Annotated in this window: 16 protein-coding genes; 10 read left to right on the plus strand and 6 right to left on the minus strand. The window is 71.8% G+C overall.

Going from position 1 to position 20,716, the window contains the following annotated elements; all coding sequences use genetic code 11:
* Positions 1-2: 2 nt before the first annotated feature.
* From cbiE to EIZ62_RS15520, 4 genes are all read right to left on the minus strand, one after another.
* The gene (cbiE, locus tag EIZ62_RS15505; protein ID WP_156693262.1) at positions 3-1,256 is read right to left on the minus strand and encodes a precorrin-6y C5,15-methyltransferase (decarboxylating) subunit CbiE; all 1,254 of its coding nucleotides are present in this window, start codon (positions 1,254-1,256) and stop codon (positions 3-5) included.
* Between the two features lie 62 nt (positions 1,257-1,318).
* Positions 1,319-2,161 carry an ABC transporter permease gene (locus tag EIZ62_RS15510; protein ID WP_156693263.1) on the minus strand — a complete coding sequence of 281 codons (843 nt, stop codon included), beginning with the start codon at positions 2,159-2,161 and terminating at the stop codon, positions 1,319-1,321.
* Positions 2,158-3,204, minus strand: coding sequence for an ATP-binding cassette domain-containing protein (locus EIZ62_RS15515; protein WP_244375721.1), 1,047 nt, complete (start codon positions 3,202-3,204; stop codon positions 2,158-2,160). The genes EIZ62_RS15510 and EIZ62_RS15515 overlap by 4 nt, the downstream gene beginning before the upstream one ends.
* 135 nt (positions 3,205-3,339) lie before the next feature.
* Positions 3,340-3,765, minus strand: coding sequence for a hypothetical protein (locus EIZ62_RS15520; RefSeq protein ID WP_156693264.1), 426 nt, complete (start codon positions 3,763-3,765; stop codon positions 3,340-3,342).
* Between the two features lie 106 nt (positions 3,766-3,871).
* Here EIZ62_RS15520 and EIZ62_RS15525 point away from each other — a divergent pair, with 106 nt between their 5' ends.
* From EIZ62_RS15525 to EIZ62_RS15535, 3 genes are all read left to right on the plus strand, one after another.
* On the plus strand, positions 3,872-4,870 hold the full coding sequence (locus EIZ62_RS15525; protein ID WP_156693265.1) for an endonuclease/exonuclease/phosphatase family protein: 999 nt from the start codon (positions 3,872-3,874) through the stop codon (positions 4,868-4,870).
* A 169-nt stretch (positions 4,871-5,039) separates the two neighbouring features.
* Positions 5,040-6,575 (plus strand): APC family permease, encoded by a 1,536-nt coding sequence (locus tag EIZ62_RS15530; protein ID WP_156693266.1) that lies wholly within the window; start codon positions 5,040-5,042, stop codon positions 6,573-6,575.
* A 46-nt stretch (positions 6,576-6,621) separates the two neighbouring features.
* On the plus strand, positions 6,622-7,629 hold the full coding sequence (locus EIZ62_RS15535; protein WP_156693267.1) for a hypothetical protein: 1,008 nt from the start codon (positions 6,622-6,624) through the stop codon (positions 7,627-7,629).
* 10 nt (positions 7,630-7,639) lie between these two features.
* Here the strand turns inward: EIZ62_RS15535 and EIZ62_RS15540 are convergent, their stop codons facing one another.
* Positions 7,640-9,697: a PhoX family protein gene (locus EIZ62_RS15540; RefSeq protein WP_156696418.1), complete on the minus strand. Its 2,058-nt coding sequence runs from the start codon at positions 9,695-9,697 to the stop codon at positions 7,640-7,642.
* 259 nt (positions 9,698-9,956) lie between these two features.
* Between EIZ62_RS15540 and EIZ62_RS15545 the strand changes: the two genes are divergently transcribed.
* The 6 genes from EIZ62_RS15545 (at position 9,957) to EIZ62_RS15570 (ending at position 19,168) form a co-directional block, all read left to right on the plus strand.
* Positions 9,957-11,267: a VWA domain-containing protein gene (locus EIZ62_RS15545; RefSeq protein ID WP_208827929.1), complete on the plus strand. Its 1,311-nt coding sequence runs from the start codon at positions 9,957-9,959 to the stop codon at positions 11,265-11,267.
* 117 nt (positions 11,268-11,384) lie between these two features.
* Positions 11,385-12,992 (plus strand): methionine--tRNA ligase, encoded by a 1,608-nt coding sequence (metG, locus tag EIZ62_RS15550; protein ID WP_156693268.1) that lies wholly within the window; start codon positions 11,385-11,387, stop codon positions 12,990-12,992.
* A 129-nt stretch (positions 12,993-13,121) separates the two neighbouring features.
* Positions 13,122-13,568 carry an SseB family protein gene (locus tag EIZ62_RS15555; protein ID WP_425281823.1) on the plus strand — a complete coding sequence of 149 codons (447 nt, stop codon included), beginning with the start codon at positions 13,122-13,124 and terminating at the stop codon, positions 13,566-13,568.
* On the plus strand, positions 13,565-14,212 hold the full coding sequence (locus tag EIZ62_RS15560) for a hypothetical protein (RefSeq protein ID WP_156693269.1): 648 nt from the start codon (positions 13,565-13,567) through the stop codon (positions 14,210-14,212). The genes EIZ62_RS15555 and EIZ62_RS15560 overlap by 4 nt, the downstream gene beginning before the upstream one ends.
* Complete coding sequence (locus tag EIZ62_RS15565; protein ID WP_156693270.1) at positions 14,209-18,804, plus strand: putative T7SS-secreted protein; 4,596 nt, start codon at positions 14,209-14,211, stop codon at positions 18,802-18,804. The genes EIZ62_RS15560 and EIZ62_RS15565 overlap by 4 nt, the downstream gene beginning before the upstream one ends.
* A 16-nt stretch (positions 18,805-18,820) precedes the next feature.
* Positions 18,821-19,168, plus strand: coding sequence for a hypothetical protein (locus EIZ62_RS15570; protein ID WP_156693271.1), 348 nt, complete (start codon positions 18,821-18,823; stop codon positions 19,166-19,168).
* 319 nt (positions 19,169-19,487) lie between these two features.
* On the opposite strand, the gene EIZ62_RS15575 is transcribed toward EIZ62_RS15570, so the two are convergent.
* Complete coding sequence (locus tag EIZ62_RS15575; RefSeq protein WP_208827931.1) at positions 19,488-19,694, minus strand: DUF397 domain-containing protein; 207 nt, start codon at positions 19,692-19,694, stop codon at positions 19,488-19,490.
* A gap of 743 nt (positions 19,695-20,437) precedes the next feature.
* Between EIZ62_RS15575 and EIZ62_RS15580 the strand changes: the two genes are divergently transcribed.
* On the plus strand, positions 20,438-20,659 hold the full coding sequence (locus EIZ62_RS15580) for a hypothetical protein (protein ID WP_156693273.1): 222 nt from the start codon (positions 20,438-20,440) through the stop codon (positions 20,657-20,659).
* Positions 20,660-20,716 lie beyond the last annotated feature (57 nt).

The following is a 20,716-nucleotide window of genomic DNA, read 5'->3' on the forward strand; positions in this document are numbered from 1 at the left end:
TCTCAGCCTGCCTGGGGTTTCGTTACGGACCATTGCGTGACCGGCATGGCCTGGCGCCAGCCGGTGAAGCCGCCCACGGGGACGGCGTGCGCGACGGCGAGCCGGACCAGTTCGCCGCCGTGGCGCCGGTACCGGTCGGCGAGCAGCGCCTCCGATTCGAGGGTCACCGTGTTGGCGACCAGCCGCCCACCCGGCCGCAGGGCCGCCCAGCAGGCGTCCAGCAGACCGGGCGCGGTCAGCCCGCCGCCGATGAACACCGCGTCGGGCGCGGCGAGTTTCGCCAGCCCGGCGGGGGCGGCGGCGGTGACCACCTCCAGGGCGGGTACGCCGAGGGCGGCGGCGTTGCGGGCGATGCGGGCCGCGCGCTCGGGCGACCGCTCCACCGTGACGGCCCGGCAGGTGCGGTGCGTCCGCATCCACTCGATGCCGATCGAACCGGAGCCGCCGCCGATGTCCCACAGCAGTTCGCCGGGCGCGGGCGCCAGCGCGGCGAGCGTCGCGGCACGCACGTGCCGCTTGGTGAGCTGGCCGTCGTTCTCGTACGCCGCGTCGGGCAGCCCGGGCACGGCCCCGAGCCGCAGCGCGTCGCCCGAGCGGACGCAGTCGACGGCGATGACGTTCAGCGGGTCGCCCGGCGGGTGGGGCCAGTCGTCGGCGGTGCCGGTCAGCCGGCGTTCGCGGTCGGACCCCAGCTGTTCGAGGACGGTGAGGCGGCTGGGCCCGAAGCCCCGGTCGCGCAGCAGGCCGGCGACCTCGCCGGGGGTCGCCGCGCCGGCGCTCAGCACCAGCAGGTGCCGCCCGTCGTGCAGGGCCGCCGCCAGCGACGCCAGGGGGCGCCCGACGAGCGTGACGGTCTCGGTGTCCTCCAGCGGCCGGCCGAGGCGGGCGCACGCGTACGAGACGGACGACGGGTGCGGCAGGACGCGCAGCCGCTCGGGGCCCACCGTCTCGGCGAGGGCGCGGCCGATGCCGTAGAACATGGGGTCGCCACTGGCGAGGACGGCGACCCGGCGCCCGCCGCGAGTGTGCTCGGCCAGCAGGGCGGGCACGGCGGGCCGCAGCGGGGACGGCCAGGCGACGCGCTCGGCGCCGCACTCCGGCGGCACGAGGGCGAGTTGCCGTTCGCCGCCGATGACGGCGTCGGCGGTGCGCAGGGCGGCCCGGGAGGTCTCGGGGAGCCCGGGCCAGCCGTCCGCGCCGATGCCGACGACGGTCACGGGCGGCGGGGCGGCGAAGACGGGGGCGGGGCTGCTCACGGCCTGGACCCTACCGGCCGGTCGCGCCGCGCCCCGGCCCGCCCCCCGGCCCCGGACCGGCGCTACCTGCGGTTGTACAGCCGCATCGTCACCGCGCCGAAGACCACGACGAACAGCGCGGACCAGCCGAGCGACCAGGCGATGTCGGCGGCCGGCCAGTTGCCCGCCATCAGCTCGCGGACCGCGGTCGCCAGGTGGGTGACCGGGCTGTTGTTGACGAACGCCTGGAGCCAGCCCGGCATCGTGCGCGGGTCGACGAAGATGTTGCTCAGGAACGTCAGCGGAAAGATCACCATCATGCTGACGCCCATCACGGACTTCTCGCTGCGCAGCATCAGGCCGAACATCGTCCAGATCCACGAGAACGCGAACGAGAAGACGAGCAGCAGCAGCACACCGGCCAGCACGCCGACGACCCCGCCGTGCGGCCGGTAGCCGATGAGCAGGCCGACGGCGAGCATCACGGCCGACGCGATCAGGTACCGGACCACGTCGCCGAGGAGGTAGCCGACCATCGGCGCGGGCCGCCAGATCGGCAGCGTGCGGAAGCGGTCGAAGACGCCCTTGGTGATGTCCGTGTTGACCGAGACGCCCGTGTACATCGTGATCATCACGACGCTCAGGGTCAGGATGCCGGGCAGCAGGAACTGGATGTACTCCGACACCGACCCGGCCAGCGCGCCCCCGAAGAGGTACGCGTACATCAGCACCATCATGATCGGGAAGGCGGTGACGTCGAAGAGCTGCTCCGGCACGTGCTTGATCTTCAGCATGGCGCGCCAGCCGAAGGTCAGGGACGCCGAGAGCGCGCTGGGGCGCGGTGGGCGTTCACCGGCGACCAGCAGGGCCGCCAGGTCCTCGGTGCGGGGGCCGGTGAAGGTCGCGTCGTCGGTGACGGTGCTCATACGGTGATCTCCTCGCCGTTTCCGCTGCCCTGCCCGTTCCCGCCGCCGGCCGTGCGGCCACCCTGACCGTTCTGGCCGCCGGCCGTGCGGTCGGTGAGCGCCAGGAACACCTCGTCCAGACTCGGCTGGCCCAGCGCGAAGTTGTCCACCGTGATGCCCGCCCGCGCGAGCTCCGCCAGCGCCCGGGCCGCCTGCTCCGCCGCGCCCAGCTCCGAACCGTGCCCGTCGACCGTCGCGGTCAGCGCCACCGGGTCGGGGTCGAGCTGCACGCTCGCCCGCAGCGCGGTCGTCAGCACCCGCTCCGCCTCCGCCCGCTGCCCCGGCTCACGGAGCCGCACGTGCACCGAACCGGAGCCCACCGACGCCTTCAGCTCGCCCTTCGTGCCCTCGGCGATGACCCTGCCGTGGTCGATCACCGCGATCCGCGAGGCCAGTTGGTCGGCCTCGTCCAGGTACTGCGTCGTCAGCAGCACGGTCGTGCCCTGGGCGACGACCGCGCGGACGATGTCCCACACCTGGTTGCGGCTGCGCGGGTCCAGGCCGGTCGTCGGCTCGTCGAGGAAGAGGAGGTCCGGCGTGTTGAGGATGGACGCGGCGATGTCGATACGGCGCCGCATGCCGCCCGAGTAGTTCTTGACCTGCCGGTCGGCCGCGTCGGACAGCCCGAACGCCTCCAGCAACTGCGCGGACCGCTCCCGCGCGGCCCGCTTCCCGTGCCCGAGGAGCCGCCCCAGCAGCACCAGGTTCTCGGTGCCCGTCAGGTCCTCGTCGACCGACGCGTACTGTCCCGTCAGGCTGACCCGCCCGCGCACCGCGTCGGCGTCCCGCACCACGTCCAGGCCGAAGACGCGCGCCTCCCCGCCGTCCGGCCGCAGCAGCGTCGCCAGCATCTTCACGGCGGTCGTCTTCCCGGCGCCGTTGGGCCCCAGGACGCCGTACACGGTGCCCGCGGGCACCCGCAGGTCGATGCCGTCCACCGCCCGGTTGTCGCCGAAGACCTTCACGAGGGCGTTCGTCTCGATGGCCAGATCCGTGCTCGTCATCGTCACTGTCCTTGCGGGACGGATCCAGCGGATCCACGGAAATGATCCCCCCAGTCTCCGGCCGCCGCCCGGGCCGCGCCACCGGTTTTCGCGCACCCGCACCCGCCCCCGCCCCGGCCCGTCGGGGCTCCCGGCCTACACGCGCGCCGGGGTCTCGTGCGTGTAGTACACGTAGAACGCCGCCAGCGCCGAGCCCGCCGCCACGACCAGCGAGACCACCGCCACGGTGAGGACGCTGTTCCCGGACAGGCTGTAGAGGAAGCCGACGCTGATGCCGACGAGCAGGCCGAAGGCCGCCGCCCGGAGTTCGCGCGGCAGGGCGCGGCGGAACAGGAGGAAGGCGAACCAGAGCAGGCCGAAGCCCACCATGCTCACCACGGCGAGCACCGCCTGCCCGCCGGTGAACGGGCCGTCACCGTGCCGGACGACGACCTCGGCGTACAGGCCGTAGAGGACGGCGCACACCGCGAGCACGGCGAGGCCGGACCGGTGTACGTGCGGGCGGGTCGCCCGTTCCCCGGTGCGGCGGTGCCGGCCGGGCAGCGTGACGTGTGCGGCCATGGCGCACTCCTTCCACTGGCTTACTCCAGGGCACACCCGCCACCGGCGACCGGCAAGTGGATCAGCCGCGGCGCGGGGCGGCGCCCCGGCGTGAGAAGGTGACGGCTTGGCCGGTACGCACACCTCGCAACCGCTCCACCGGGCCGCCGCGTGGGCCGCCCGGCTGCTCCTCGTCGCCCCCACCGCCGTCGCCGGATGCCGGCTGCTGGACACCGACGCCGTCACGCCCGTCCCCCAGCTCCTCGCCCTGCTGCCGTGGCTCGCCGTCCCCGCCGGGCTCGCCCTGCTGGTGCTCCTGCCCGCCCGCAGGCCGCTGTCGGCCGCCTGGGCGGGCGCGGTGCTCGCGGTGACGCTGTGGTTCGTCCAGCCGTACGGGCCCGCCGCCACCCCCGCCCGGGGCCCCGTCACCGGCGAGCTGCGGGTCCTCGCCGCCAACGTCCGGTTCGGCGAGGCCACCGACGCGCTGGCGGCCCTCGTCCGGCGCGAGCGCCCCGACCTGCTCTTCGTCACCGAGTGCGACCCGGCCTGCGCCCGGCGGCTGTCCGCCCGCCACCCGTACGGCGCCCACGTCGCCGCCGCCGGGCCGGCCGGATCCGTCATCCTCGGCGCCCTCCCCCTGACCCCCGAACCCGCCCTGCCCGGCACGTCCATGGGCATGCCGGGCGCCACGGTCCGCGTCGGCGGCACGGACGTCACGCTGCGGCTCGCCCACCCGCAGCCACCCCTCCCCGGCCGGGTCGGCCCGTGGCAGCGTGAACTCGGCGTCCTGCGCGAGTTCGCCGCCCGGCACGCGGCCACCCGCGGGGCCGCCGGCGACCGGCGACCGGGCCGCCCCCTCGTCCTCGCCGGCGACTTCAACGCCACCCAGGACCACGCCGCGTTCCGCTCCCTCCTCGACTCCGGCGACCTCCACGACGCGGCCCGCCTCGCCGGCGCCGCCCGGACCGGCTCCTGGCCGCGGGACGCGGCGGTACCGCCGTACGCGCAGATCGACCACGTGCTGGTCAGCGACGCCTTCACGGTGCGCGGCGCCCGCTTCCTCGACCTGCCCGGCAGCGACCACCGCGCGCTGCTCACCGACCTCGTCCTGCACGCCCGGCCCTGAACGGGAGCCGGGCCCGTCACATTCCGGACGTCATCCTTCCGGCTGCCGTGATCGCACCGCGTCCGCCCGACTACGATGCGCACGACCCGCGCGTGCCGCCCCATCCCGCGGCGAACGCGGTCCGCTCCTGCTCCACCGCCATATGCCGTGCCATACAAGGACATTCGCCATGCGCAGCAGCTCAAGCAAGGCTTCCAGCGGGGCTTTCGGCAACGCCCCGCGGCGGCCGCCCGGGCGGGGGCTCCAGCCCAATGTCCTCGGCACGTTCGACACGGTCGTGATGGCCGTCGCGGGCAGCGCGCCGGCCTACTCGCTGGCCGCCACCAGCGCCGTACTCGTCGGAACCGTCGGCCTGGCCGCGCCCGCCGCGCTGCTGTACTGCGCCATCCCCATGCTGGGCATCGTGCTGGCGTTCAGCCGCCTCGGCCGCATCGACGTCAACGCGGGCGCCAGCTACTCCTGGGTCGGCCGGACCCTCCACCCCGCGCTGGGCTTCCTGTCCGGCTGGGCGCTGATCGTCGCGGCGACGCTCTTCATGGTGGCCGGTTCGCTGCCGGCCGGTCAGCTGACGCTCGCGCTCCTCGCGCCCGGCCACGCCGGGGACACGGGGCTGGCCACCGCCGTCGGCGCCGGCTGGTTCCTGATGATGCTGCTGGTCGTCCTGGGCGGCGCCCGGCTCACCGTACGGGCCCAACTCCTCATGACGGGAGTGGAGTTGGTCATCCTGCTGCTGTTCATCGCGGGTGTGGTGCTGCACCGGGGCGCGGCGGCCGCCTTCGACTGGTCCTGGCTCGGGTTCGGGCACTTCGACGGGGTGTCGGGCTTCGCCTCCGGCGCGCTGATCGCCGCCTTCTACTACTGGGGCTGGGACGTCACCAGCAACCTGAGCGAGGAGACCCGCGACAGCCGGCGCACGGCCGGGTTCGCGGCGCTGGTCGGCATGCTGGTCGTCTTCCTCCTCTTCGAGGCCTTCACCATCGCCGTCAACGTCGTCCTGTCGGCCGGGGACGTCGGCGCGGGCGGCGCGAACGTCCTCGCGCTGCTCGGAGACGCCGTCTGGCCCGGCTTCGGTGGCAAGCTGCTGATCGTCGCGGTGCTGCTGTCCAGTGTCGCCACCCTGGAGACCACCCTGATCCAGGTCACCCGCTCGCTGTTCGCGATGGGCCGGGACCGGACGCTGCCGGCCGCGCTCGGCGCGGTGCACCGCCGCTGGAACACCCCGTGGGTGGCGGTCGCCGGGGTGGGCGCGGTGGCGCTGCTGCTGTTCGCGGCGGCGACGGCACTCGGCCCGGTGGGCTCCATCCTGGGCAGCGCGGTCACCGCGATGGGGCTCCAGATCACGTTCTACTACGGGCTGGCGGGCCTCGCCGCCGTGGTGGCCTACCGGGGCACGCTGCTGCGCTCCGTACGGGACTTCGTGCTGGGCGGCGCGTGGCCGCTGGCCGGTGCGGCCTTCATGTTCTGGATCTTCTTCGAGTCGCTGGGCGCGCTCACCGACGCGGCGGTCGTCATCGGACTGGGCGGACTGGCGGCCGGGATCGTGCCGATGGTCTGGTACTGGCGCAAGGGAAGCGCGTACTACCGCCCGGCGCGGCTGGACGCGGTCCGCGCGCTGGCGGCCGCGGACCCCTACGACGGATCCGCGCCGCCGCACGGGCGTCATCACCGCGCCGACGGGAACGAAACGCTGGCGACCGACTTCTAACCACGCGACGGGATCCAGCACCGCGCTTTCGACGGGGGAACAGGGAATGGCCGTACGCCGCAGCCGCCGCTCCACACGTTTCGCGCCGGACTTCGACCCGGACTTCGGGGACCGGGCGCTCAGCCGCGCCCGCCACGACATCGTTATCGGGCGCTGGCAGGGCGTACGCGACCTGCTGCGCGGCACCGGTGCCGACCGCACCGCCGGCGGCCCCGCCCGGGGCGACTGGGCCCTGCGCACGCACCGGCTCAGGCTGCTGGCGCACGCGGCGGCCGACAGCACCGCCGTCGAGGCGTGGCGGGCGGCCGAGCCCGACGACCCGGACGCGGCGGTGCTGCGCGCGGCCACCGAGGTCGTACGGGTCTTCAACCAGGCCATCGCGGCCGGGCGCGGTGCCACCGTGGACCGGGGGCGACTCGACGCCACCGTCATGGCCTGCCTGTGCGCCGCCGACGCCCGGCCGGCCGACCCCATGCCGTGGGTGTCGCTGCTGACGGTGGCCCGGCTGTACGAGGGCGGGGTGGGGCGGGCGGAGCTGCGGCGCTGGTGGGACGAGCTGCGGCGGCGCGACCCGTACAACCTGGAGGGCCATGTGCAGGTGATGCGGTACTGGTCGGCGCGGTGGCACGGCACGCACGGCTCGATGTACGACTTCGCGCGGGACGCGGCGGGGGCGGCGCCGCCCGGGTCGCCGCTGCCGGTGCTGGTGCAGATCGCGCGGGTGGAGGAGTACCGGTACGTCGTGGACGCGGGCCGGGGCCGGGGGCCGGTGCGCGGCTTCGACCAGCACTGGAAGCACGAGCTGGCGGCCACGGAGGTGCGGCGGACGCTGGAGCGGTGGCTCGGCGGGCGGCCACCGGGGCCGGTGCGCCCGGAGGAGGTCGAGCCGCTGAACTACCTGACGCACGCCGCCTGCTGGGCGGGGCTCCGCGATGTGTACGGGGAGCTGTTCGGGTTGCTGGAGGCGCGGGCGTCGTGGGTGCCGTGGGCGTACACGGGGGAGCCGGCGGAACAGTTCACGAGGTGGCGCGGGGACGGCCGCGCCACCTCGTGACCTCCCTGCGTCAGACCCCGATGTCGCGGCCGTCCTTGCGGTACACGGCGACGACCGACGGGCGGACGATCCTGCCCGGACCGTCGGGCCAGTGCGACGCCGGCTTCTCCACCGACGCCCCGTCGACCTCGCCCGGGTGCTGTACGGCGACGAGGACGCGGCGCTCCTGGATGATCGGGCCGCACGTCTCGGCGCCGGTCGGCACGGTCAGGAACTGCTTCAGCTCACCGCGCCGTTCGCCGTGCGTCGCGACGCCGAACAGGCCGTCGTGCGAGCCGAGCTGGTTGCCGTCCGTGGACAGCCACAGGTTGCCGTACGGGTCGAAGGCCACGTTGTCGGGGCAGGAGATGGGGCTGACCCTCTCCTTGGGGTAGCCCGCGAAGTAGGTCGCCGGGTCCTCCGGGTCACCCGCGACGAGGAACAGCCGCCAGGCGAAGCCGTCGGACGCCGGGTCGTCCCAGTGCTCGGCGAGCTCCAGGACCTGGCCGTGCTTGTTCAGGTTGCGCGGGTTGGCCTCGTCGGCGCCCGCCTTGCCCGGCTTGCCGCGGTCGGAGTTGTTCGTCAGCGCGACGTACACCCGGCCGGTGCGCGGGGAGGGCTCGACGTCCTCGGGGCGGTCCATCTTGGTGGCGCCGACCTTGTCACCGGCGAGGCGGGTGAAGACGTACACCTCGTCGGCGGTCATGCCGGGGACGTGGGACTCGTCGCCGGTGGCGAGCGGGATCCAGTGGCCGCTGCCGTCGAACTCGCCGTCGTTGGGCAGCTTGCCGGTGCCGTCGACGTCCTGCGGGCTGTCGCCGGTGAGCTTGGCGACGTACAGGGTGCCCTCGTCGAGGAGGGTGAGGTTGTGCTCGCGGGCCCGGCGCGAGTTCCCCTTCATCATGCGCCTGGACGACACGAACTTGTAGAAGTAGTCGAAGCGCTCGTCGTCGCCCATGTAGACGACCGGCCGGCCGTCGGCGGTCAGCCGCGGCTGGGCGGCCTCGTGCTTGAAGCGGCCGAGCGCGGTGCGCTTGCGGGGCGTGGAGTCCGGGTCGTACGGGTCGAGCTCGACGACCCAGCCGAAGCGGTGCGACTCGTTGGGCTCCTGCTTGGCGTCGAAGCGCTTGTCGAACCGCTCCCACTTGCGCTCGGTGGCGCCGCTGCCGAGGCCGTACCGCTTGTCGGTGACGGACGACCCGTTGGCGAAGTACTGGTTGAAGTTCTCCTCGCCGTGCAGCGTGGTGCCCCACGGGGTGGTGCCGCCGGCGCAGTTGTTGAGCGTGCCGAGGACCTTGCGGCCGGCCGGGTCGGCGGAGGTGCGCAGCAGCGGGCTGCCGGCCGCCGGGCCGGTCAGCTCGAAGACGCTGGTCGCGGTGAGGCGGCGGTTGAGCGGGTGGCGGGTGACCGGGGTGAGCTTCCCGGTGCGGTGCTCCTCCTGGACGACGACCACGGACAGGCCGTGCGCGGCCCAGGCGATCTCGGCCTGCTCACGCGTCGGGTTCTCGGGGTCGTACCCCTTGAACATCAGCATCTCGTCCGTGTACTCGTGGTTCGCCACCAGCACCTGGCGCCCGCGCTCGCCCTTGAGCGGCAGCAGGGACAGGAAGTCGTTGTTGTACCCGAACTGCCCGGCCTGCGCCCTGGCGGTCTGCTTGTCCGGGTCGAAGGCGGGCGCGCCGCGCAGGATGGGTTCGCCCCAGCGGATGACGACGCTCTGCGCGTAGCCGTCGGGGACGGTGACCTTGTCGTCCTTGTTGGGCGCGACGGGCGCGAAGCGCAGGCCCCGGGCGCCGTCGCTCCTGCCGTGCTTCACGTGCCCGCCGGGCGTGGCGGCGACCGCCTCCGGCCCGCCCGCCGCCTGGGCGACGACGGCGCCGCCCGCGGCGGTGGCCACGGTGACGACCGCGGTGGCGCGCATCAGGGAACGGCGCGACAGGGCACCGGCTATGACGTCGCCGGCGTACTCGTTGTCGCTGGTGTTGGGCACCTCGTGGAAGCAGGCGTCACCACACCGGTAACGGCAGGTGAGGGCGGAACGGCCGCCTCCGTGCGGGTTGGTGCTCAGCAGCGGCAGCAGCTTGCGCACGTCGTCCTCCTCCGGCGCAGCCTGCGCCGACATGGTGTCGGGAATCGGTCCGGCGGTGACGTTAGGCGCGCGGATGTGCAGGTCGGCGGCGGTGGAGTGAACGGTGGATGAATGCGGCACGTCCGGGGTGGGGTTGACGCGATTGCCCCTTGCCTTCTCCCGGCACACGGGGCGGCTAACCTTACGTGTCCGCCCTGGCCAGGGATGATTCCTAGCAGTACGGACATACACGGCACCCCACATGCGAAAGGCCTCGCCCATGGGCATTCGGAGCTTGCTGCGCAAGGTGTTTGGACGCGACCGTGCGGAGCTCGACGAGACGGCAGCCGCGTCCGTCCCGCCCCAGACGGAACGCGAGGTGCCCCCGGAGGAGCCCACGGCGACGGTCCCGTCCCAGTCGTCGCCGGCGTCGTCGGCCGAGCAGACGGCGGCGGAGCTGGTGGCGGCGTCGTTCGACAACCCCCCGGCCCGCCGCCCCTCGGTCCCGGCGGCCCGCGAGGCGGAGCCCGCCCCGGCGGCCGAGGTGCCCGAGCCGGCGGCGCAGGAAGCCGAGCCCGAACCGGAGCAGGCGGCGCAGAAGCCCGAGCCGGCGGCCGAGGAGCCCGAGCCGGCGGCCGAGGAGCCCGAACCGGTCACCGAGCCCGAGCCGCAGGCCGAAGCCCCGGCCGAGGAGCCCGCCGCCGAACCGCAGCCCGAGCCCGCCGCGCAGGCCGAGCCCGAGGAGCCCGCCGCCGAACCGCAACCCGAGCCCGAGCCCGCCGCCCCAGCCGAGGAGCCGGCAGCGGAAGCCGAGGCGCAGGCCGAGCCGCAGGCCGAGGCGGAACCGGCCACCGAAACCGCCACCGCCCCCGCCACCGAGCAGGCCGAGCCGACCGAGCAGACCACCTCCGACAACCCGGGCAAGCCCGCGCTCACCGCCGCCCGGGTCAAGGGCAGGGCGCCCCAGCTGGCCGAGGCGTACAAGGCGGCGGGGGCGGCGCTCCGCAAGCGGGGGCTGGTGGGCACCCGGGCGACCGTGTACCTGGTCCTCGACCGTTCGGGGTCGATGCGTCCGTACTACAAGGACGGCAGCGCGCAGCACCTCGCCGAGCAGGCGCTGGCCCTGGCCGCGCACGTCGACGAGAGGGCCACCGTCCCGGTCGTCTTCTTCTCGACCGAGGTCGACGGCACCGGCGAGGTGACCCTCGACGACGTCGACGGCAGGATCGAGGCCCTGCACGGCGCGCTCGGCCGGATGGGGCGTACGAACTACGACTGCGCCGTCCGCGAGGTGCTGGACCACCACGGGAAGTCGGACGCGGCGGACCGGCCCGCGCTGGTGCTGTTCCAGACGGACGGGGCGCCCGAGTCGAGGACGGCGGCCACGCAGGCGCTGGCCGATGCCGCGGAGAGCGCGGGGAACGTGTTCTGGCAGTTCGTGGCGTTCGGCGAGGAGGACGCGAAGGCGTTCGACTACCTGCGCAAGCTGGAGGCGCCGAACGCCGGCTTCTTCCACGCGGGCCCGGCGCCCCGTGACGTACCGCACACGACGTTCTTCCGCGAGGTCCTGGCGTCCTGGACCGTCGCGTAGGGACCGCGAGGAACCCACACGCGCGCGTGGCGCCCGTCCCGGCCGGGGCGGGCGCCGTCGTCTCCGCCCGTGAAACGGAGGTGAGGGCAGCTTCCGCGGCCGGATAGGATTTCGACCATGGCGGCCACTGGATCCGAGAAGCAGGGGACGAAGGCGTACTACGTCTCGACCCCCATTTACTACGTCAACGACGCTCCTCACCTGGGCCACGCCTACACGACCGTCGCAGGCGACGTGCTCACCCGCTGGCACCGTCAGCGCGGCGAGAAGGTGTGGTACCTCACCGGCACGGACGAGCACGGTCAGAAGATCATGCGCACGGCCGACGCGAACGGCGTCACTCCGCAGGAGTGGTGCGACAAGCTCGTCGAGGAGGCCTGGAAGCCCCTCTGGGAGCACCTGAACATCGCGAACGACGACTTCATCCGTACGACGGAGAAGCGGCACACGGACCGTGTGAAGGAGTTCGTGCAGGACCTGTACGACAAGGGCGAGATCTACAAGGGCGGGTACGAGGGCCCGTACTGCGTGGGCTGCGAGGAGTACAAGCTCCCCGGCGACCTGATCGAGGACGAGCAGGGCGTGAAGCTCTGCCCGGTCCACAAGAAGCCGGTGGAGATCCTCAAGGAGGAGAACTACTTCTTCAAGCTGAGCGAGTACGGCCCGAAGCTGCTGGAGTTCTACGAGGCGAACCCGGACTTCATCCAGCCCGAGTCGGCCCGCAACGAGGTCCTGAACTTCGTCAGGCAGGGCCTTCAGGACCTGTCGATCTCGCGGTCGACCTTCGACTGGGGCGTCCCGGTCCCGTGGGACGACAAGCACGTCATCTACGTGTGGGTCGACGCGCTCCTGAACTACGCGACGGCCGTCGGCTACGGATCGAACCAGGAGAAGTTCGACGAGACGTTCCCGGCGAACGTGCACCTGGTCGGCAAGGACATCCTGCGCTTCCACGCGGTGATCTGGCCGGCCATGCTGATGGCGCAGGGCCTGCCGGTGCCCGGCAAGGTCGCGGCCAACGGCTGGCTGATGGTCGGTGGCGAGAAGATGTCGAAGTCGAACCTGACCGGCATCAAGCCGCAGGACCTGACCTCGCACTTCGGCGTGGACGCCTACCGCTGGTACTTCCTGCGGGCGATCGCCTTCGGCAGTGACGGCTCGTTCTCGTGGGAGGACTTCACCGCCCGCTACACCTCCGAGCTGGCGAACGACTACGGCAACCTCGCGTCGCGCGTGGCGGCGATGGTCGGCAAGTACTTCGACGGCGCCCTGCCGGCCTCGGCCGCCGACGGCGACGCCGAGAAGGCCATCCACGACAGCCTGGCCAAGGCGGTCGCCGAGGCCGACCGCAAGATCGGCGAGGAGCTGGACTTCCAGGCCGGCATCCTGGCGATCTTCGACTTCGTGAAGCAGGTCAACGGCTACATCACGGAGCAGGAGCCCTGGAAGGTCGCGAAGGACGACTCCGACGAGGGCCGCGCCCGCCTGGCGACGATCCTCTACACGGCCGCCGAGTCCCTCCGCGCGGTGGCGGTCCTGCTGAACCCGGTCATGCCGGAGACCTCCCAGGCCCTCTGGGACTCCCTGGGCGCCGAGCCGTCCCTGGGCGCCCTGGCCTACCAGCCGGTGCAGTCCGCCGCCACCTGGGGCCGGCTGCCCGCGGGCGCCACGGTGACGAAGGGCGCGGTGCTCTTCCCGCGCCTGGAGGACCCGAAGAAGGACTGACGCCCTTCCTCCCCGCGTACGCCAGGACCGCCGCCCCTCTTCTGGAGGTGCGGCGGTCCTGTCGCACCGGGTCCACAGCATTTCGGCCGTTCTCCCTTACCTCGTTGCAGTCGAAAATCTGTACGTGTGATGATCTCTGCCGTGACATGGGGTGGGGAAGTCATTGCGGAGCCGACGGGGTCGGCGGACGTTCGTGCGGAGCAGGCACGGCGCGAGTTCGCGGTCCTGCTGGGCGAGTTCCGGCGCACCGCGGTGCTGGTGCCGATCGATCCGTACGGCAGCCTCTGGACGGCCGATCAGGGCGGCGTCCGGTGGATTTGCGCGTTCACGAACCAGGAGACGCTGGCGCGGTTCGCGTACGCGCGCGGCGAGGGCGGCCGTGAGTGGGAGTACCGGACGGTGCTGGGAGCGCGCCTGCTGGACGTGCTGGTGCCGAAGCTGGGCGTCCCGGCCGGGGTGGCGCTGGACGCGGGCGGCGACGACGGCGTGCTGTTCCCGCCGGTACGGGGTGTCGTGCCGGACTCGGCGGCCGTGGACCTGGAGCAGGCGGCCGTGGACCTGGAGGCCGCGCGATGACGGGCACCGATCCCGACCTCGCCGCCTCGCGGGCCGCCCTGGCGCTGATCGCGGCGGGCATCGACAAGGCGCACGAGGAGCTGAAGGACCTCGGCATGATCGGCGAGGCGACCGCGGGCCGTGGCTTCTCGGAGCTGGCCCTGTCCGGTCTGGAACTGGGACACCCGGGCCTGGCAGCCGGTTTCCGGACGTTCTGTGAGCGCTGGGAATGGGGCGTGCGCGACCTGATGCAGCGCGGCAACGCCTTCGCCGTCGGTCTCGGCCTTTCGGCGGGGGCGTTCCACGAGCAGGAGCTGTACATCAAGGACAGCATCAAGATCGCGGTGAACGGGTTCAACGGCAACCCCCACCTCACCGAGGACGAGGTGAAGGCCAAGGACTGGGACGAGATCCGGTCGCAGAAGGCGACCGACAACCCGGACTACAGCCTGGAGTCCATGGCGGCCGCGAACGAGAACGTCAAGCAGACGTGGAAGGACACCGGCTACGACGTCGAGGACGCGCTGCTGGACTCGATGGAGAGCAACGGCTCCCTCGACCCGTTGGCGCGTGAGGCCCTGGACGAGCGGATGCGCGAGACGTTCGACCCCTCCCAGGAGGCGATCGAGCGCGCGGAGCAGCCGGTGTGGGGGAACGAGCGGTGACGGACTGGCTGGGCAGACTGGGGGACGCCTGGGAGGCCGGCGAGAAGATCGTCGGCACGGGCATCGACAAGGGCACCGACGTGGTCGGGGACGTCCTCGACCACGCGGGCGCCGAAGGTGTGGCGGACGCGGTCACCGACTGGGGCGACAGCGCGGCCTCCGCGCTGGGCGCGGACGTCGGCGAGAAGCAGCTCGGCCAGAGCGAGGAGGCCGAGGAACTGGTCCACGGCCGCGCCTCGAAGATCACCGCGAGCGCGGACAACCTGCGTGACTTCGCCACCGCCTTCAACATGGTCGGCTCGGGCCTGAAGAGCGTCGACTCCGGCCCCTGGAAGGGCGAGGCCGCCGACACCTTCCGGACGAAGTTCGCGTTCCTGCCCACGGACTGGCTGCACGCGGCGGACGCCTTCGAGGCCGCCGCCACGGCCCTGACGGCGTACGCCGCGACGGTGACCGCCGCGCAGGGCATGGCCCGGGAGGCGATCGCCCTGTTCAAGCAGGGCAACGAGGTCTCGCGGAAGGCCGGCGACGAGCACGGCAAGAAGGTCAAGGCGTACGACGACGCCCGCACCACCGACGCCCCGCTGCCGGACCCGGGCCCCTTCCGTGACCCCGGCCAGGCCCTGCGCGAGCAGGCCCAGGGCATCCTCGACGCCGCCCGCCGGCAGCGCGACGACGCCGCCGAGACGGCCAACCGGGTCATCACCGAAGCCCTCGCCCACGCGCCCGCGGAGAAGTCCGCCGCCGAGCGCGCCCGCCTCGGCGTGATGGACCTCGCACTGGGCCACGGCGTGGAGGCGACGCACTTCCTCGGCGGTGCGGTGAAGGGCACGATCGGCATCACCAACTTCGTCCGCTCCGTCAACCCGCTCGACCCCTACAACCGCACGCACCCGGCCGAGTACTACGAGAACGTCAACATGACGCTCGCCGGGCTCGTCTCGACGGGCGCCCACCCGGACCGGGCACTGAAGGGCGCGTGGGACACCTTCCAGGAGGACCCGAGCGAGTTCGGCGGGCGCCTGTTCCCGGAGGTGCTCGGCACCAAGGGAGCGGGCGGGCTCAGGTCCCTGGCGCGCAAGGCCCTGGACGACGCGAAGGGCGGTGGCGGTAAGGGTCAGGCCGCCCACGACGGTGACCCGAACGACACGAACCGCCAGGAGTGCGACAAGCAGCTCTGTGGGGACCCCGTCGACATGGCGACGGGCCGGATGGTCCTGCCGCAGACGGACATCACCCTGCCGGGCTCACTGCCCGTGGTGTTCACCCGCACCTTCGAGTCGTCCTACCGCGCGGGGCGCTGGTTCGGCCCGGCGTGGGCGAGCACCGTCGACCAGCGCCTGGAGATCGACGCGGAGGGCGTCGTCCTCGTCTGCGAGGACGGCAGCCTGCTGGCCTACCCGCACCCCGCCCCGGGCGTACCGGTCATGCCCACGCACGGCCGCCGCTGGCCGCTGGACCGCGACCGGGACACCTACACCGTCACGGACCCCGCCACGGGCCGCGTGTGGCACTTCACCGAGCACACCGATGATGTGGCCCTGCTGACGCAGCTCGACGACCGCAACGGCCGCTGGATCGCCTACGAGTACGACGAGTCCGGCGCTCCGGCCTCGATCGTGCACCACGGCGGCTACCACCTGAAGCTCACCACCGCCGAGGGCCGCGTCACCGCGCTCCGCCTGGCGGGCGCCGCCCCGGACGGCACCGACCAGGAGATCCTCCGCTACGGCTACACGGACGGCCACCTGACCTCCGTCACCAACTCCTCCGGCCTGCCGCTGTCCTTCGGCTACGACGAACACGGGCGCATCACCTCGTGGACCGACACCAACGGCAGCCGCTTCGACTACGTCTACGACGAGCGGCATCGTTGCGTGTACCAGTCGGGCTCGAACGGACACATGGAGTCCCGGTTCACCTGGGACGACACGGACGCCGAGACCGGTCTGCGGCAGACGTCCGTCACCGACGGCCTCGGCCACACGACCCGCTTCCTCGTCAACGACCGCGTGCAGGTCGTCGGCGAGATCGACCCCCTCGGCGCGGTCGTCCGCTCCGAGTACGACCCCTACAACCGTCTCCTGTCCCGCACGGACCCGCTCGGCCACGTCACCCGCTTCACGTACGACGAGCAGGGCCGGCCGACCGAGGTGGTGAGACCGGACGGCCGCGCGGTGTCGGCCGAGTACAACCCGCTGGGCCTGCCGGTCCGGGTGCGGAGCGCGGACGGCACGGTGGTGCGCCACACGTACGACGACAAGGGCAACCGCACGTCGGTCACCGACCCCGCCGGGGCCACGACCCGCTTCTCGTACGACGCGGCAGGCCACCTCGTCTCCGTGACCGACGCACTCGGCCACGCGACCACCCTGCGGTGCGACCGCGCCGGCCTCCCCGTCGCCGTCACCGACCCACTCGGTGCGACGTCCCGCTACGAGCGCGACGCCTTCGGCCGCCCGGTCACCCTCACCGACCCGCTCGGCTCGGTGACGCGCCTGGCATGGACCGTCGAGGGCAGGCTGTCCCGGCGCACCGAGCCGGACGGCACGGAGCAGTCGTGGACGTACGACGGCGAGGGCAACTGCCTGACCCACACCGACGCGATGGGCGCGGTGACCCGGTTCGCGTACACGGACTTCGACCTCCTGACGGCCCGCACCGGCCCGGACGGCGTGCGCTACGAATTCGCCCACGACACGAACCTCCGCCTGACGCGGGTGACGAACCCGCAGGGCCTGACGTGGGACTACACCTACGACGCCGCCGGCCGCCTCGCCTGCGAAACGGACTTCGACGGCCGCGTCCTGACGTACGCGCACGACGCCTCGGGCCGCCTGACCTCCCGCACGAACGGCCTGGGGCAGACGGTCCGGTTCGATCACGACGCGCTCGGCCGGATCGTCCGCAAGGACGCCGAGGGCGCGGTCAGCACCTACGAGTACGACGTCTTCGACGAACTGGCGGTGGCGACGAGCCCGGACGCACGGCTGGAGCGCCTCCGAGACCGCCACGGCCGCCTCAAGTCGGAGACGGTCAACGGCCGGACACTCTCGTTCACGTACGACGAGCTGGGCCGCCGGGTGGGCCGGACGACGCCGGGCGGTTCGGTCAGCACATGGTCATACGACGCGGCGGGCCGCAGGACGGGGCTCTCGGCGTCGGGACGCGATGTCGCCTTCACCTTCGACACGCTGGGGCGCGAGGTCGAGCGTACGGTCGCGGACGTCGTGTCGCTGACGTCGTCGTACGACGCGGCGAGCCGGCTGACCGCGCAGGACGTCACGTCCCGGGGCGGCGGCCGTCTCCAGCACCGGGCGTACGGCTACCGCCCCGACGGCGGTCTGGTCTCCGTCACGGACGGCCTCTCCGGCACGCGCCGCTTCGACCTCGACGGCGCGGGCCGGGTCACCGCGGTACGGGCGGACCAGTGGACGGAACGGTACGCGTACGACGAGGCGGGCAACCAGACGGAGGCGGACTGGCCCTCCACGCACCCGGCCCACGCCGCGACGGGCTCCCGTGCCTACGAGGGCACCCGCATCACCCGCGCCGGCGGCGCCCGCTACGAACACGACGCCCAGGGCCGCGTCGTCCTGCGCCAGAAGACCCGCCTCTCCCGGAAGCCGGACACCTGGCGCTACGAATGGGACGCCGAGGACCGCCTGACGTCGGTGACGACGCCGGACGGAACGGTCTGGCGCTACGCCTACGACCCCCTGGGCCGCCGAATATCCAAGCGATCCCCCCTGGAAACCGTCCACTTCACCTGGGACGGTTCCACCCTCTGCGAGCAGACCACCGCGAACGTCACCCTGACCTGGGACCACGCGGGCCTGCGCCCCCTGACCCAGACGGAACGCCGCACCGACACGGACGACGAACGCTTCTTCGCCATCGTCACCGACCTGATCGGCACCCCCACCGAACTCGTCGACGAGTCAGGAAACCTCGCCTGGCGCACCCGCACCACCCTCTGGGGCACCACAACCTGGAACCGCGACGCCACGGCGTACACCCCACTCCGCTTCCCGGGCCAGTACTTCGACCCGGAATCGGGCCTCCACTACAACTACTTCCGCTACTACGACCCGGAGTCGGCCCGGTACCTGACGCAGGATCCCCTGGGCCTGAGCCCGGCTCCGAACCCGGCGGCGTACGTCGACAACCCGCATACGTGGAGCGACCCGCTGGGGCTGGGGCCCTGTCCGCCCCGGATCGAGGGTGGAGGCTGGGATCTTCGCGGTGATGTGAACCCGCTGGACGTTATCCCTAAAGACGCCGTACAGGAACCCTGGAAGGCAATCCCTGGCGGTGTCGAGCACGGCATCAAGTGGAAATGGACGGACGATGTAACGGGTAAGACGGTGCGTATGCGTGTCCACGGGCCCGACCTCGGCCCACACGCTGGGCCAAATGCCAGCAGCGGCCCCATCTACCGGATTCAGATAGGGCGCCAGTTCCAAGACGAGGCAGGCAACCTCTACCACGCCCAAATCGGAAACCCAAACAGTCCAAACTATAATGAGACAGCAATCAACGATACCCATATTCCGTGGCCCAGCCACCTGCCGATACCGTACCCGCACTGATCCAGAACTAGGACAGATGGAAAATAAGTACTACGTCGAGTTCCTTCGGGAGCTGCTGAGTCCAGACGAAGAAGTGCGCACAGAGGCCAGCGACCGCGTTCAGGATTTCGTAAATCTGCTCAACAGCACCCAGGCCAGAGTGCTGGGGGACTTGATCGCCATGCTTACCCCGCACGAGGATTCCCGAGTGGCCCTGGAGGCCCTTCTGCACGCGTTGAGCGATCTCGATGGCTGCGGGAAGCTGGAGGGCGCCGATCTCTCACCTCTGAAGGAGATCCCGGACTCCGCAATCCAGGTGGAACACCGCGAATACATGGAGGACTTCGCCCCACGCATCGGGGCAGGTGACGGGCTGGACGAATGATTTCGACGGCTCCGCAAGTCAGCTCGCATTGCGGAACCCCGGCGAGGTACTGGCTTGGCAGACCAGTCGACGAGAGGAGGACTTTTTGGACCGTGCGGACCATTCCGGCCCTTCGCCAGTAGCAACGAGCCACTTGTCCGCGACCTCTTCGCGGAGCCGATGTTCGGCTCGCAGAGGCGGGCTGTCCCAGCTCGGTCAGCGTGCCCGGTGCAAGCGAGAAGGCACTGCTGGCCGGATGCGGGGCTCGGCAAGGAACATGACTGTCTGATCCCCGCCCGAGTGCGGCTGCCGCGCGGAGGGGCGTTGCCGACACGTTCGGTCAGGCGCCCGACGCGTACGACACGAAGCCCGCCCACGCGGTCGGGGTGAGGGCGAGCCGGGGGCCGTCGGGGCACTTGGAGTCGCGGACGTGGACGGTGGCGGGGGTGGTGGCGACCTCGACGCAGGAGTCGCCTTCGCTGCCGCTGCTGTAGCTGCTCTTGAACCACGCCAGTGCGCAGGCGTCCCCGACCGTGCGGTTATGCATCAGGCTCCCCGTTTGACCAGGAACTCATGGGCATCGATCCGTGAAGGATGACGGCGTGCACACGGTAAGTATCCACCCGCGAGGGAAGTTCGGCCTGGTCGGGATGCACGACCTGTCAGCTTCCACCACGAGTTCCGCCCGGTGACTTCACTGCTCCTCCGCTCTGACCGGGATCGCCGACTACGACCCCTCGCGCCCTCGTTGGACCGCGCCCTGCGGTCAACTCGGCCACCTATGTTTGATTCTGTTCATTGGAGTGAGATCTGAGGCGGAATTATGAGTTCCGTCATACACCAAGGTGTTGGGTCGTGATCGACTGTTCACTACCAGTCGGCTCAACTCCGCGCGTTGCAGCAGCGATTGGAGTCGCACTCCTTCCCGCCCTGATGCCCTGACCAGGAGTAAGAAGATGGGGAACACCTCCACCAAGCGACCTCTCATTATGTCGCTGAGACTGACCGCCGTAACCACCACAGCCGCTCTCGCCATCGGCACTGGTGCCGATGGGCGCCGCCAATGAGCACAAGCACGTCCCTGCGGCATCGACTTGATCAAGAAGCATTGCCGCTGACAGGGGGAGCCGCATGAGCATGAGCAAGGTACAGCTAACGGTATTGATCACACCGGTTAACCGGACAGACCAGGACGATGCCAGGTCGCTCGCCCACCAGGGGCGTACGTCCAAGGCGATCTCCCGTCTCCGTCGGGGCTCCGGTCTGGGGCTCCACGCCGGTGCGGCGGCTTTGGATCTCCTCCTCGACGGTTACGAGCTGCCCACCTCGTACAACCAAGCGCTGGACACCCTCAAAGCGCAGGCCCCCGAGCTGGTCAGCTCCCTGGCTGAACTCCTGACTCGCGACGACCGCACCTCCGCGATCAAACTGCTGCGCGAGCGGACCGAGATGGACCTGGCTGGTGGCTACCACCTGGTCGAGGCGCTGGTCAGGGAACTGGGGGCCGCGTAGCGAGCGGGCTTCTCCGGCAACGCGTTACCGACGGACGGCTCCCGGCGGATCGCGTTG

Source organism: Streptomyces ficellus (genome assembly GCF_009739905.1).
Classification (GTDB): domain Bacteria; phylum Actinomycetota; class Actinomycetes; order Streptomycetales; family Streptomycetaceae; genus Streptomyces; species Streptomyces ficellus_A.

Bases quoted from the DNA above. Each gene is read 5' to 3' on its own strand.
- EIZ62_RS15555 (WP_425281823.1), top strand. From the start codon at position 13,122: ATGATCTCTGCCGTGACATGGGGTGGGGAAGTCATTGCGGAGCCGACG.
- metG (WP_156693268.1), top strand. From the start codon at position 11,385: ATGGCGGCCACTGGATCCGAGAAGCAGGGGACGAAGGCGTACTACGTC.
- EIZ62_RS15530 (WP_156693266.1), top strand. From the start codon at position 5,040: ATGCGCAGCAGCTCAAGCAAGGCTTCCAGCGGGGCTTTCGGCAACGCC.
- EIZ62_RS15535 (WP_156693267.1), top strand. From the start codon at position 6,622: ATGGCCGTACGCCGCAGCCGCCGCTCCACACGTTTCGCGCCGGACTTC.
- EIZ62_RS15575 (WP_208827931.1), bottom strand. From the start codon at position 19,694: ATGCATAACCGCACGGTCGGGGACGCCTGCGCACTGGCGTGGTTCAAG.
- EIZ62_RS15570 (WP_156693271.1), top strand. From the start codon at position 18,821: ATGGAAAATAAGTACTACGTCGAGTTCCTTCGGGAGCTGCTGAGTCCA.
- EIZ62_RS15515 (WP_244375721.1), bottom strand. From the start codon at position 3,204: ATGACGAGCACGGATCTGGCCATCGAGACGAACGCCCTCGTGAAGGTC.
- EIZ62_RS15545 (WP_208827929.1), top strand. From the start codon at position 9,957: ATGGGCATTCGGAGCTTGCTGCGCAAGGTGTTTGGACGCGACCGTGCG.
- EIZ62_RS15560 (WP_156693269.1), top strand. From the start codon at position 13,565: ATGACGGGCACCGATCCCGACCTCGCCGCCTCGCGGGCCGCCCTGGCG.
- EIZ62_RS15510 (WP_156693263.1), bottom strand. From the start codon at position 2,161: ATGAGCACCGTCACCGACGACGCGACCTTCACCGGCCCCCGCACCGAG.
- EIZ62_RS15520 (WP_156693264.1), bottom strand. From the start codon at position 3,765: ATGGCCGCACACGTCACGCTGCCCGGCCGGCACCGCCGCACCGGGGAA.